The organism is Vibrio rumoiensis, assembly GCF_002218045.2.
Lineage (GTDB): Bacteria > Pseudomonadota > Gammaproteobacteria > Enterobacterales > Vibrionaceae > Vibrio > Vibrio rumoiensis.
Genome location: NZ_AP018685.1, coordinates 841265 through 854707, shown reverse-complemented (window position 1 = coordinate 854707; position 13443 = coordinate 841265). Strand labels below are relative to the sequence as shown.

The 13443-nt window shown below is 42.9% G+C and carries 10 protein-coding genes; 8 read left to right on the top strand and 2 right to left on the bottom strand.

The annotated features are described in order from the left end of the window. Nucleotides 1-100: 100 nt before the first annotated feature. A complete protein-coding gene (gene recC, locus VRUMOI_RS03910) occupies nt 101-3628 on the bottom strand; it encodes an exodeoxyribonuclease V subunit gamma (protein ID WP_089137517.1) in 3528 nt (1175 codons plus the stop codon). 81 nt (nt 3629-3709) lie between these two features. After that, nucleotides 3710-4714 (bottom strand): TDT family transporter, encoded by a 1005-nt coding sequence (locus VRUMOI_RS03905; protein WP_089137518.1) that lies wholly within the window; start codon nt 4712-4714, stop codon nt 3710-3712. A gap of 118 nt (nt 4715-4832) precedes the next feature. On the opposite strand from VRUMOI_RS03905, the gene VRUMOI_RS03900 reads away from it, so the two are divergent. From VRUMOI_RS03900 to VRUMOI_RS03865, 8 genes are all read left to right on the top strand, one after another. Continuing rightward, nucleotides 4833-5735, top strand: a complete 903-nt coding sequence (locus tag VRUMOI_RS03900; protein ID WP_089137519.1) for a LysR family transcriptional regulator — start codon at nt 4833-4835, stop codon at nt 5733-5735. Between the two features lie 122 nt (nt 5736-5857). Then, nucleotides 5858-6148 (top strand): YebG family protein, encoded by a 291-nt coding sequence (locus VRUMOI_RS03895; protein ID WP_089137520.1) that lies wholly within the window; start codon nt 5858-5860, stop codon nt 6146-6148. A 291-nt stretch (nt 6149-6439) separates the two neighbouring features. Beyond that, nucleotides 6440-7219, top strand: a complete 780-nt coding sequence (locus tag VRUMOI_RS03890) for a RelA/SpoT domain-containing protein (protein WP_089137521.1) — start codon at nt 6440-6442, stop codon at nt 7217-7219. Between the two features lie 156 nt (nt 7220-7375). After that, on the top strand, nt 7376-7957 hold the full coding sequence (locus tag VRUMOI_RS03885) for an acetate uptake transporter (protein ID WP_089137522.1): 582 nt from the start codon (nt 7376-7378) through the stop codon (nt 7955-7957). 152 nt (nt 7958-8109) lie between these two features. Next, the gene (gene dapD / locus VRUMOI_RS03880; RefSeq protein WP_089137523.1) at nt 8110-9141 is read left to right on the top strand and encodes a 2,3,4,5-tetrahydropyridine-2,6-dicarboxylate N-succinyltransferase; all 1032 of its coding nucleotides are present in this window, start codon (nt 8110-8112) and stop codon (nt 9139-9141) included. 305 nt (nt 9142-9446) lie between these two features. Continuing rightward, nucleotides 9447-10655, top strand: a complete 1209-nt coding sequence (gene pncB / locus VRUMOI_RS03875) for a nicotinate phosphoribosyltransferase (RefSeq protein WP_089137524.1) — start codon at nt 9447-9449, stop codon at nt 10653-10655. A 99-nt stretch (nt 10656-10754) separates the two neighbouring features. Then, entirely contained in the window at nt 10755-11891 is a 1137-nt protein-coding gene (locus VRUMOI_RS03870) for a sugar diacid recognition domain-containing protein (protein WP_089137525.1), read from the top strand. Nucleotides 11892-12069: 178 nt separating this feature from the next. Next, nucleotides 12070-13431: a GntP family permease gene (locus VRUMOI_RS03865; protein WP_089137526.1), complete on the top strand. Its 1362-nt coding sequence runs from the start codon at nt 12070-12072 to the stop codon at nt 13429-13431. The last annotated feature ends 12 nt before the right edge of the window (nt 13432-13443 follow it).

Sequence of the window (13443 nt, the reverse complement as noted above, 5' to 3'; positions counted from 1 at the left end):
GAAACAAAACCATTACCTCGACTCTCCGCCGCCCAGCAAGCGCCCTACACTTATAATGACTTGCTGGCGGCGTTTCTTTTTAACCACGATAAACGTTATGTTATTCGTCATCACTGTGATCTTGGCAATGTTCTATTAACGGGCGCAGCCAAAGCTCAGCTTTTTGTATTAATGATTCAGCAAGCTCATGATCCCATTGTTTCCAAACTCGTTGAATATAGTGATCACTTCCTTCTCCCATTGAAACGAAATTATCATTGAAGGTGTTTTCCATTGCCTGATAAGCTTTTTGTTTGATTTCTTGATCTTCAAAACCAAGCCACTGCCCTTGCTTATCATAACCTTGCTCGATGCCCGCAAAAGCACATTTCGGAGCAAACCATAATGGTTCATCCATCCCCTGATAGTAGGCTTCCAGTAAAGATTGTAAGTGTTGCTTGGCTTGTTCTGAGGTTAAAGGCTGTAGCTCTAATTGCTGAACTTGACCTTTTCGCACGCCAAATAAATGAGTAGGTAGTGAGTGCCCACTTGCATTTAAACATAAGTGTTCTATCCAATACCCTAATAAGTTCGCACTATGAATTCCGCCACTACGATAACGCAACATGCCTTGTTGATATTGTCCAGTCAGCCAACCTGCTAAGTGATGGGTTTGCTTATATTCACCGAGCGTTAATTCGAACTCGAGTGAGATTTCCACATCAGTTTTAGACCCTGCTAAATAAGGCAATAAACCGGCGGCCAATGGCTGAACATTGGCTTGTAATTTTTGTGCCGCTAGTTCACCAAACCCGGCGAGCGGTAATTGACCTTTCGCTTGGTGCTGTTGTAAATACGCGTTGGCGCACTCATCAAACTCCTCTAGTGTCGGCATCGAAGATTGTAACCATTGCTCAAGTAAGTTTTCACCAAACCAATAGTTATCTAAGCCATTCAGCGCAAAAGGCTCATCGTCCGTTTGATTAACCGATAGCGGGCTAATATCTAAATAGGTTTTTAATCGTTGATTGAAAAAGTACTTCACTGGCAAACGCCAAAAGCGCAGTAGATCTTGCAACTCTAGCCAATATTGACCATTCGACTCTTTATCCAACTGTAAATAATAAGGTTCTAACGATTGGATAAATGACGGGGCAACATGGTTACTTGGTTCTTGGCTGGCTTGTTGAGCGGCAGGCAACCACTCTTTGGCGTAGCTGGCGAGCGCGGCATCACTGCCATCAAACGCACGTACACTAAACGGCACCAAAGGATGCACATGCGTTAAATGATCAACTAATGCTTGTCCAGACTCATCACTCGGCTGCGATTGATGTTCTGAAAGTGTGTAGTTTTGCTGGCAATATTCTAATAATTCCGCCACCAGCACTGATGGCTCTTTATCACTGTTATCTTGAATGGATCGCCCCACATAGCTGATGTACAAATATTGTTGAGCAGATAACAATGCTTCTAAGAAAAGATAACGGTCATCATCACGGCGTGAACGATCGCCTTGACGTGTGCGACCATTAATCAGATCAAAACCTTCGGGCGCCACGCTACGTGGATAGAGCCCATCATTCATACCTAATAAACACACCGCTTTAAAAGGAATCGAGCGCATTGGCATCAAGGTACAAAAGTTCACTTGTCCGGCTAAGAAACGCTGGCTAACTCGTGCATTCGACAGGTGGTTTTGCAGATATTGCTCAAGCACTTGTGGGGAAATTTCTTCATCTTGCTCAAATCCAGCATCGTGCAATTGCTCACTCAGTTGCTGAATGCAATCTCGAATAGCCCCCAGAATCACTTCACCTTCTAGTTCTACCACAAAAAAATCATCTAACATCGACAGCAAATAGTGCTGCCATGTCGAAAATTGTTGAGCTTGCGACAACCGGTCTCGATATTGCTGCAATAGGCTAACAAAACTGGCTAATTTACCCGCCAGTTCGGCATCTAAACCTTGTACTTCATCAAAGGCGGCAATCACATCATCACCAGCATGATAAAGCCCTGCGGATTCAGGCATCGCATAGCCTAATAACATGCGTTCAATACCAAATAGCCAGGTATTTTGTTTATGGCTAGGAAGGTCAAATTGCGCAGCCGTTTGTTCATCCAACCCCCAACGAATTCCAACCTGTTGCACCCATTGCGTCACACGTTCAAACTCATCATCATTGATCGCAAAACGCTGCATCACGGCGGGAACTTCAAGTAGCTCAAGCAGTTCCGAGGCTTGGCAGCGGCGCATTGGCAACGACATCAAACGCATAAAGGCTTGGAGAATTGGGTTTTCTTGATCAACACTGCGATCTGAAATCGAATAAGGGATATAGCGCTCACCTGCAGCATTACCAAAGACTGCCTGAATCGCATGGCTGTAGGCATTAATATCGGCCACCATCACAATAATATCGCGAGGGTTTAAATCTGGGTCTGCATCAAACATGGCCAATAAGCGATCGTGTAATACTTCCACCTCTCGCATCGGGCTATGACAGACATGCAATTGAATTGAAGTATCGTCAGGTAAAACAACGGGTTTATAATCGCTCGTTGTCGCCGATAAGTCGTCGTCTTGATGCTCGCGTAACTCTAAAATATCTTGCTGAATCGCGTGTAATAAACTGTCGGACTCAATTTCGACAAATGCATCAATTTCATTCGCTTCCAGCTGAGACAATAAATACAAATTATCGCGCCCCAATTTCCCCATTGAGGCAAGTAAACTATTCCCCACGGCGTCTTTAGTGTGCAAGGTTTGTGATTCTGTCAGCGCATTTTGCTCTATCGTGCCTTTCAGCCAAGCTGAAGATTGCTCACTATGGACAATTTGACGGGATTTCGCGGCCAGTTTGGCTAAATATTTACGATCGCGCACTTCGCCCCAGTAATAACGGCAAGGGTTGGTAAACATTAAATGCACATCAATATGTTCACCTAGAGCATGCAACGCATCCATATAACGAGGAGGTAATGCGGTAATACCAAACACAAATAAACGTTTAGGCAGGTTGGCTTGTTGGCTTACGTCGCCGACATAGCTTTGCAGCATATCAATAAAGTGTTCATATAAATTGGCACGATGATACGGCGACTGACCTAGCGAAACGGTTTGATCGTATAAAGCCTGCCACAAAATAGGTTGCCACGGATGCTCGCCATCCAATTCATTAACGGTTTCCCCTGCTTCCCAGGCGGCGATCCATTCTGGACGATACACTAAATAGCCATCGAAAATATCGGCAATTTTTTCGGCTAATTGATAACGTTTTGATTGATCGTCATCGCATTCTAAATAGCGCTTTAATGGCGAAAATTCAGGCTGTTCTAACTGAGTAGGCAGAATTTGCATCAACTTCCACGTCATCGCATCTTTATTAAATGCACTACGCTTAGGAACATCAGGTAAAACTTGGGTAAACAAATTCCAAATGAAGGTCGCGGGAAGTGGAAATTCGAGATTCGCCGCGACACCAAATTCTTTGGCAAGCTCCATTTTCAGCCACTGCGACATACCAGGACTTTGCACCAAAATTTGTTCCGCTTGGAATGGGTTCTCTAGCGGGTTTAAACGGATCAGCTCAACCAGTAGAGACTTTAAAACATCAACTTGATTGGAATGGTAAACAGTAAACACAAGGCACTCACGCTACAGGGCTCAGATAGTCACAGATTAGCATAAGTGCCTTAGGGGGTTGAAATTGTTTAACCGAATGTATTAGTGATTATTAACTCTATTATTTATATCGATGGTTCTTGTTGGCAGCCCAAGTAATTGATGTGGGCGATAGAACATCCAATAACGCAACGCGACATACGCCACAATCAGTGTTGCCACGATAAGCTCCCCCATCGCCAATAATTGAATCGACTCCCGATATTGGGCTAAGACCTCCACCGTCGCCATCCAATGCGCCGTTTTAAATAGCGCGGTGGCGCCAATCACCATAGGAAACGTAAAAGCCGCATAACCGGGACTAAAAGGCAACATTAACAACTTAAAAAACGCTAAATAAATGAGCACTGTCATCAGTAGCGCAAGCGTCATTAAGCTCATCACTAATAACAAAGACGGCTCAGGCGTAAAGGTTAAATAACCCGCCAGTGATAAGCTTGCAGGTGCGGCCATAATGGCCAAGGTTGGCTTCGCCGCATCGGGTACTTGCTGACAAAAAATAAAACGATAAATCATCATCGGTAGCATAACGGCATAACAGGCAATACCAAACACCAATACGGAATACGCAATCCAAGAAAGTGTTGGATTACCTGAATACGAAACGTCTGCCACAATGATACCAATCGGCGGTACAAACCAACTCGGCACCATGTGATGAACTTTAAATTCTTTTGCTCTATGGTAAATAAATGCGGCTAAGAAAATAATATGCAGCCCTACCGCGAATAACCACAAACTATCGCCCAAAACAGGGTTAACATGCCCGACAGTACTTGATACCACCATTGTTGCCATTGAGAATGTAGGAACAACACTGCCGACAACAGGATGCGCGATATCATTGGCAATCAATTTGGGATGAAAAATAAACTTAATCGTTAAAATAACTAATAAAACCGAAGCAATCCCAGCACTCCAGTGTTGAGCATAACCATTAAGTGGCAAGGCATTTTCCCAGCACCATCCTAAACTCGCGATACCTAAAGCCAGTCCAGCCATAGGAGTTGGAGCGCCAGCAATTCGGGTCTTAATCGTCTGATTCATCATTGCCTCACAGGGTAAAAGTAACCAATGAGCACATAATAACCTTGCACAATGTTTAAATATATCTAATTATATTTAACAACCGTTTAAATAAATAAAACATAAATCGAGATCCACTATGGCGACCAATGTGACACTCAAACAACTCAAAGTATTCACCGCACTGACTCAACACAAAACCTTAACCGCGGCAGCTGAAAAGTTATTTCTATCTAAAGCCGCCGTGAGCTTGTCTTTAGGGGAACTGGAAAAGCAACTAGGTCATGTCCTGTTTGATCGTGTCAATAACCGCTTGGTTTTAAATCAAGAAGGCAAACGTTTATTACCCCTTGCCGATGAACTTCTGCACCGTAGTGAAGACATTCAACACATGTTTCAGTTTGATCAGTCTCTACATGGTCAATTGAAAATTGGTGCCAGTGATACCATAGGTAACCAAGTTGCACCTTATTTGCTGCGAGACTTTCGCCGACACTCACAGCATCAGCAACAAAGCTTATTAATCTCCAATACCAGTTTGATTTGTGAAAAGCTGACTGATTACGAGCTCGATTTAGGATTGGTAGAAGGAAAAGTACAATCCGACCAACTTTTAATGCGGCCTTGGAACCAAGATGAAATGTGTATCGTCTGCGCGCCCAATCACCCTCTCGCCCAAGTAGGCTCAATCAAAGCTGGCGATTTGGAAAATACCCAGTGGTTACTACGTGAAGCAGGTTCGGGAACTCGAGAATTTTTCTTACGTACCGTCGCTCCACGGATTGAAATATGGACAGAGTCATTCCAACTCAATACTACGGAAGCCATTATCAATGCCACTGCGGCCAACCTTGGTTTAGCTTGTCTATCTCGCTTAGCGGCACAATCGGCCATTCGAGATAATCGGGTTGTTGAGTTAAAAGTACCACTCGATATGACGCGTCGTTTTTGGCTACTGGTACACAAAGAAAAATACCAAAGCCCATTACTGAAAACCTTTATGCAATTTTGTACTGATTGGAAAATGCTCACTTCAATCTAGCATCGCATAACAAAAACGATAACTGCTGGACATTTACCAAAATTAACTGTATAAAAAAACAGTTATACCAGTAATAAACGTTGGTATTAAATACATTCAAAAAATTGCATACGAGGATAACCATGGCTGTAATCGTCAAGTACGTGGTGGAACGCAACGGAGAAGAAAAGATGACTTTTACTTCCAAGGCTGAAGCTGACGCTTATGACAAAATGTTGGATATGGCGGACGAACTATTCACTTTGTTAGAAAGCAGCAAGATCATTGAAGATGATAACCAAAAAGAAGAGTTATCTATGTATCTTGCACAAAATAAAGATGAAGTATTATTCGCTTTAGGGGCTAAACGTCGTCCTACAGAAAAAAAAGCCAAAGCGCCGAAAAGCACAGATAAAGATAGCGAAGCAGCATAAGCCTGTACTTCACTATACAAATGAAACAGCCAGTTAGCCCCATAGCAACTGGCTGTTTTTACATTCCCTTACGGTTAATTCACAATTAATACCGAAAGCTGAAACTTCCATAACATCTTCTCGACTTACACTCTGCTATTGTAAGTATCAGCGTTGATTCAACACGATTAGCTTACGACAGTTTTCTCACTCTCGTTTTTCCAAATAGTCGTTGAACATAGAAAATTTATTCGCACCAAGACAAAACATATCCTTTAGGTTCCCCGTTTTATTGTCTGATAGAGGTTGCTTATGAAGTTTTTCTTACGTACGACAACAATCATGTTGCTGCTACTCAGCCGCACCCCGGCGTATGCTATTCAGTTGAATCAAGTACAATCATCGCAATCCCGTCCACAAATCAATCAATCGTGTCCTCAAGCCTTTAAACATTCTCTCAGTGGCTTATACAGTATTCCAGATATTCACTCCGATACGCTCAGGCAGCCTATTGGTAATTTTGACCATCTCTATTCACAAGCCCCACAAGCTCAACATGAATTAGAAGTGCTGTGTAAAAGTATTGCCTTAAATACTCACACTCAACCAGCCTTTGCTGGCGTAAAATCTCAGCAGCGAGCAAAAGAAAAAGTCGAGAAAAAACTCAACGGACAAGCGGATAGAATTACCGATTTAGCACGGGCAACCATTGTTGCGCAAGATTTACCAAGCCTGGTTAGGGCCTATCAACAACTTCACCAGCAAGCAAGCGTACTACAGGTCAAAAATCGTTTTAAAACCCCCGCACCTTCTGGTTATCGCGATCTAAAGGTACTGGTTCAAATGCCCCATTCTGGCCTTATCGCCGAAGTGCAATTCCATTTAGATGAAATTGCTAAAATTAAAAGTGGTGAGGAACACGTTCTTTATGAAAAAATTCAGCACATTGAGCGTACCGCGATGATCGAAAATCGAAATCTCAATGAGTTTGAAAAATCGAAAGTCAATCAGCTTAGAAATCAATCACTAAGCCTATATCATGACGTTTGGCAATATTACTTAACGCCTCCTGCTTTAGAGCAAGCAGCGTAAGTAGCAAATAGAATGGGAAGTGATATTAATACCGTTAATTGATCTTCCCGAAAACGAAACCTAACCATTGTGTACAATTTTGAATGCAATCATTCACACTTCTTTGTTAGAGTGCTATTACTATTCTCACAGTTTAATTATTCATCCACTCACTCTATGAAATCCTTTTCTATTGATTACACGCCATTAGGGCTATTTGCGTTTAGCTTGACCAGTATATTGGTGAACTTGCACGGATTCGGGTTATTTCCATTAAATGCATTAATCATTTCAATGGCACTTATTTTTGGAGGTGGGACTCAACTTTTTATCGGGCTGGTCGAGTACAAACAAGGTCATACTTTTGCTGGGATCACGTTTAGTGCCTATGGTCTCTATTGGCTATCTTATGTTGGGATTTTATTATTTCCTTTAATGAATATCTCTCTAACTCCTCCGACAGCCTTGGTTGGCTGTTATTTCCTGTTATGGGGAATATTTACGAGCATCATGGCTATCATCGCTCGCCAATTAAGCTTGATGGATTTCGCCATTTTCACCTCTTTAGCCGTGTTGTATCTCCTGCTAGCACTGCAGCAATTTATTCCATCGCCATCTATTAATGTGATAGCAAGTTTGGTTGGGATCCTATGCGGTTGTTGTGCTTTTTATCTAGCCGTCGCAAAAATACTCCAACAAGAACTCGGAGTCTATTTTCTACCTATTGGGGTGAATCCTCCAATAAAGACCGAAGAGTGACAAAAAACATGAATAATAATGCAGTTCAATGCTGATTATTTTCCCTTCAAGCCTTTCCACACTGGCTAGCAATCATTATGATTGGAGACAACATTTGCAATTCAATCGGTAAATACACGTTTACCCTTTACTTTATATGGAGAGATTTTTAAATGGCACATTTCGCACTTGCCTTTGGTACGGCTACCAAAAACCGTGATGGTAAAATCATCGAAGCATTTTTCCCAAGCCCAGTCTTAAACCCATCAGATGCACTTGTTGCAGCAATTGCGCAGGTTTCAGGATACTCAGAAGGCAACCAAGCGATTGAAATCAGCAATGAGCTTGCTGGTGAACTATCGACTGCATTTGCAGCAAATGGTGACATTGCGAATGCTGATTTTGCCGAAAAAGCCGCGCAATCTTCTCAACCACTGGTATTAGTTGTTCTTGCTAAAGATGAGCAACCAAGCTCTGTCGCTGAAGGCTTCCTAAAACTTCAATTGATCTCTCATCGTTTAGCGAAGCCACATGGCATCGTACTTGATGGTATTTTTGGTCTACTGCACAACATTGCATGGACTAACCAAGGGCCGATCGATCTTCCTGAATTAGCAAGCCGTCAAATTGAAGCTCGCTTAAATGGCGAAACACTAACTGTCGATTGCGTAGATAAGTTCCCGAAAATGGTCGATTACATTGTTCCAACCGGTGTACGTATTGCTGATACCTCTCGCGTACGTCTTGGCGCACATGTCGGCGAAGGCACCACTGTCATGCACGAAGGCTTCATCAACTTCAACGCTGGTACAACTGGTGTCAGCATGGTTGAAGGCCGTATTTCAGCCGGTGTAATGGTTGGCGAAGGTTCTGACATCGGTGGTGGTGCTTCCATCATGGGTACACTATCAGGCGGCGGTAAAGTGGTGATCTCTATTGGCGAGAACAGCCTACTAGGTGCCAACGCAGGTCTTGGTTTCCCACTGGGTGATCGTTGTACGATTGAATCGGGTCTTTACATCACAGCGGGCACTAAAGTTACGATGCTTGATGCTTCAGGTAATGAAGTAGAAGTGGCGAAAGCGCGCGATTTAGCTGGTAAACCAGACCTACTATTCCGTCGTAACTCAGTCACTGGCAAGATTGAATGCTTAACGAATAAGTCTGCGGTTGAGTTAAATAGCGAGCTGCATTCAAATAACTAATTGTCTTGGTATTTGAAATGACAAGGTTGTTGTTAACAGCAAAAATAGTATTAAGGTTATGGTAGGCCAAATACCATACAACCTAAGCATGAAAAAAGCTGTACAAACTAACCTATTGAAATCCCGTCATTATGGCGGGATTTTTATTATACAAAACAAGGAAGGGTTACTATGATCTAAAAGCTTTTAGATCATCATAGGCCAAATACTTATTAAGCTCTCCACCGCTCTCCTTCTTCTGCGCTTTTTCAATTAGGTGAAGATCAGGTACACTACTCGGATTACCTCATTATCAAATAGTAGTTATGACTGTAGCATCCCATCACCTTGAGCCCTCGTCGGCCATTATCACATCATTACTTGATACCGACGCTTATAAGCTACACATGCAACAAGCGGTGTTTCATCAATACCCTGATGTTGATGTGGTGGCAGAATTTCACTGCCGGAGCCAAGAAGATTTACGACCGTACTTTGATGAAGTGATGGAACAAATTAGCCACTTATGTCAGCTACAATTTCAAGCTGAAGAATTAAATTATCTTGCTAAGCTGCCCTTCTTTAAATCGGACTACATTGAATATTTAACATCATTTCGTTTTCAGCAAAGCAACATTGAAGTACGTCAAGATGGTGAGCAACTCGCCATTACCATTCGTGGTAAATGGTTGGATGTCATTTTGTGGGAAGTTCCACTCTTAGCGATCATCAGTGAAATTCGAGGACGCAGTCGTTATCCGCAAGCCAGCGTTGAGCAAGCCTGTCAGCATTTGCACCACAAACTTGCTCAACTAAAACAAAGTGCCCCTGATTTAGATCTCTCTGGATTTTCCTTAATCGACTTTGGCACCCGTCGCCGTTTTTCCAAAGCGGTGCAGGCCAGTATTGTCGATCAATTAATTGAACACTTCCCTCAATTTGATGGCACATCAAACTACTACCTTGCCTTCAAAAAAGGATTAAAGCCGGTTGGCACTCAAGCCCATGAATGGTTTCAAGCCCACCAGCAATTAGCCGGAGAGCTTGCCGATTCTCAACAATTGGCTTTGCATACTTGGATAAAAGAATACCCTGATACGTTAGGCATCGCGCTGACCGATTGCATTAACATGGATGCCTTTTTACGCGACTTTACACCAACACTGGCCAATACGTTTATCGGCTTACGCCATGACAGTGGTGATCCTATCGAGTGGGGAGAAAAAGCCATTGCGCATTATCAAAAGCTAGGTATCGATCCGAGCTCGAAAGTGCTGGTTTTTTCAGATGGTTTATCCCTAACCAAAGCCATCGAGATCTATCAACACTTCGCTCATCGGGTGCAAACCAGCTTTGGTATTGGGACTAAATTAACTTGCGACATTCCCAATGTGGATAGCCTCAACATTGTACTCAAACTCACCGCCTGCCAAGGTAAACCGGTTGCGAAAATTTCAGATGAACCGGGTAAAAGCATGTGCCGAGATGAAGATTATTTGAAAGCATTAAAGCAAGCTTTTCATCTAGCCTCTTAAGCGTTTTTTGTGCACTTTCACAAAATCATCACGCCATTATGACGAAATAAGCCGACTAGGTTAGGGTAATAATACTCACCCTTTGCTCGCGGCTTTTTCATGTATTTAGATACCCAACTCGCCCAACAAATCGTTGATCGCACCATGGCGATCATTGATACCAACATCAACGTGATGAATGACCACGGTGTCATCATCAGCAGCGGCGATCCCACACGAATTGGTCAACTGCACGATGGTGCCTTGCTAGCGATTCAACATGGTGACACCACAGAAATCACCCAACAGACCAGTCAGAATCTAAAAGGCGTTAAACCGGGTATCAACTTAGTCTTAAAACATGATGACACCATTATTGGCGTGGTAGGCATCACCGGAAACCCAGATGAGATCCGCAACTACGCCGCGTTAGTCAAAATGACTTCTGAAATGATCATCGAGCGGTCACTGCTCATTGAACAATTACAGTGGGATAAGCGCCACATCGAGGAATTTATCTCCTCATGGGTCAACAATGAACTAACCGAAGAAGCGCTTGAACATTGGGCGCAGCGGTTATCGATAAATATTGAGCAACCACGAGTCGCCGTCTTAATTGAGCTGGCTGAAACGCCACAGAGTAATCAGTTAACGACCATCCGCAAAGTGGTTGAACTCTTAGAGTACCCTCAACGCAATAACCTCGTCGCAGTCATCGCCATGAATCAGATTTTGGTGCTAAAGCCATGCCAACAACACTCTGAGCGTTGGGATTATCAAATAGAAAGCCAGCGCATCGATCAACTCATCCACCAACTGCAACAACAAGATATTCACCACCTGCACATTGCACTTGGTGAGTACTTTCCATCGCCAATGGAGATGCCGCGGTCTTTTCAAAGTGCTCAACAAGTCTTAACACTGGGCAAGCATTACCATCCCAAACAGACCAAATATTTATTTGAAGATATGCGTATGCCAGTGCTGCTTTCGCCATTAAAACAAAACTGGCAAGGTGAACAATTATGTAACGCGATTGTTAAACTCAAAACGCAAGACCGTTCAGGGCAGTTAATCAAAACTTTATATCGCTTATTTGAACATCAAGGCAACTTATCCAAATGCGCTAATAGCTTGTATATCCACAGAAATACGCTCCGATATCGCTTGAATAAGATTGAAGAAATCACCCAAATATCACCACATCACTTTACAGGATTGGTCGAGTTATATATTGCTTGCCAGATCACACAATGATCTAAAAACTATTCAAATGAACAAATTGTGCATGATTTAACTGCCCACGATTTGGCTATCTGTCCAAAGTAATTCTTCAAAACTTCATCGATAATAATAAGTCTACGAAAGCCCAAACCTAAATCGGATAAACCGATCCTTTCGTAGCATAATAATTAAAACATGGAGTTACCCTACGATGAGTCTGATATTAATCCTCTTGGCCGTGATTGCGTTTATCGTTATTGCGACCACAAAATTTAAAATCCATCCATTCTTAGCACTATTAATGTCGGCTTTTATTGCCGCATTCGCCTATGGCTTACCCCCTGAATCGATAGCCAAAACGATTACTTCGGGCTTTGGCGGTATCTTAGGTTACATAGGCTTAGTTATTGTCCTTGGTACTATCATTGGCGTTATTTTAGAAAAAAGTGGTGCGGCCATTACCATGGCTGATAGTGTGATTAACTGCTTAGGACAAACATTTCCTACCTTAACCATGTCGATCATTGGTTATTTAGTTTCTATTCCGGTTTTTTGTGATTCGGGATTTGTCATTTTAAATTCTCTGAAAGAATCTCTCGCAAAACGCATGCAAACTTCAAGTGTCGCAATGAGTGTTGCACTTGCTACTGGCCTATACGCTACCCATACTTTTGTGCCACCTACACCGGGTCCAATCGCGGCGGCGGGTAATTTAGGATTAGAGTCCAATCTAGGTTTAGTTATTGGCGTTGGGATATTCGTTGCTGCTGTGGCGGCTATTGCAGGTATGCTTTGGGCCAATCGTTTCTCAAATGTCGAACCAGATGGCATTGAGACGGATGAACAACTCTCAGTACAAAATCAAGATTGGAAAGCGCTTAAAGCTTCATATGGTACTCTTCCAACCACAGGCCAAGCGTTCGCGCCTATCTTTGTTCCCATTGTTTTAATTTGTTTGGCATCGATTGCTAACTTTCCTAGTCAGCCATTTGGCAATGGTGGTGTTCAAAGCACATTAGCGTTTCTCGGACAACCGCTAACGGCATTATTCATTGGTTTATTGCTAGCCACTCGATTACTTAAATCTGAACAAAAAATCACTGAATTTAGCGAAAGAATCAGTCAAGGGATTATTGCAGCAGCGCCAATCCTACTGATCACTGGTGCTGGCGGTGCCTTTGGTGCCGTTTTAAAAGCCACCCCTCTTGGTGAATATTTAGGGACGACCCTTTCTACTTTAGGTGTAGGGATCTTTATGCCATTTATTGTGGCTGCAGCACTGAAATCAGCACAAGGTTCTTCAACCGTTGCTTTGGTGACCACCTCAGCATTGGTTGCTCCACTATTGGCTCAATTAGGCTTAGATTCTGAGATGGGGCGTGTCTTAACCGTCATGGCTATCGGCGCTGGTGCAATGACGGTATCTCACGCCAATGACAGTTTCTTCTGGGTAGTATCCCAATTTAGTCGTATGAGTGTTGGTTTGGCGTATAGAGCGCAAACCATGGCAACGTTAGTCCAAGGGATTACTGCAATGATCTTGGTTTATCTATTAAGCCTAGTGTTACTTTAACTTTAACTTGAG

Excerpts from the sequence above, each read along its gene's own strand:
- VRUMOI_RS03905 (WP_089137518.1), bottom strand. The coding sequence starts at position 4,714 with ATGAATCAGACGATTAAGACCCGAATTGCTGGCGCTCCAACTCCTATG.
- VRUMOI_RS03900 (WP_089137519.1), top strand. The coding sequence starts at position 4,833 with ATGGCGACCAATGTGACACTCAAACAACTCAAAGTATTCACCGCACTG.
- VRUMOI_RS03895 (WP_089137520.1), top strand. The coding sequence starts at position 5,858 with ATGGCTGTAATCGTCAAGTACGTGGTGGAACGCAACGGAGAAGAAAAG.
- VRUMOI_RS03890 (WP_089137521.1), top strand. The coding sequence starts at position 6,440 with ATGAAGTTTTTCTTACGTACGACAACAATCATGTTGCTGCTACTCAGC.
- VRUMOI_RS03885 (WP_089137522.1), top strand. The coding sequence starts at position 7,376 with ATGAAATCCTTTTCTATTGATTACACGCCATTAGGGCTATTTGCGTTT.
- dapD (WP_089137523.1), top strand. The coding sequence starts at position 8,110 with ATGGCACATTTCGCACTTGCCTTTGGTACGGCTACCAAAAACCGTGAT.
- pncB (WP_089137524.1), top strand. The coding sequence starts at position 9,447 with ATGACTGTAGCATCCCATCACCTTGAGCCCTCGTCGGCCATTATCACA.
- VRUMOI_RS03870 (WP_089137525.1), top strand. The coding sequence starts at position 10,755 with ATGTATTTAGATACCCAACTCGCCCAACAAATCGTTGATCGCACCATG.
- VRUMOI_RS03865 (WP_089137526.1), top strand. The coding sequence starts at position 12,070 with ATGAGTCTGATATTAATCCTCTTGGCCGTGATTGCGTTTATCGTTATT.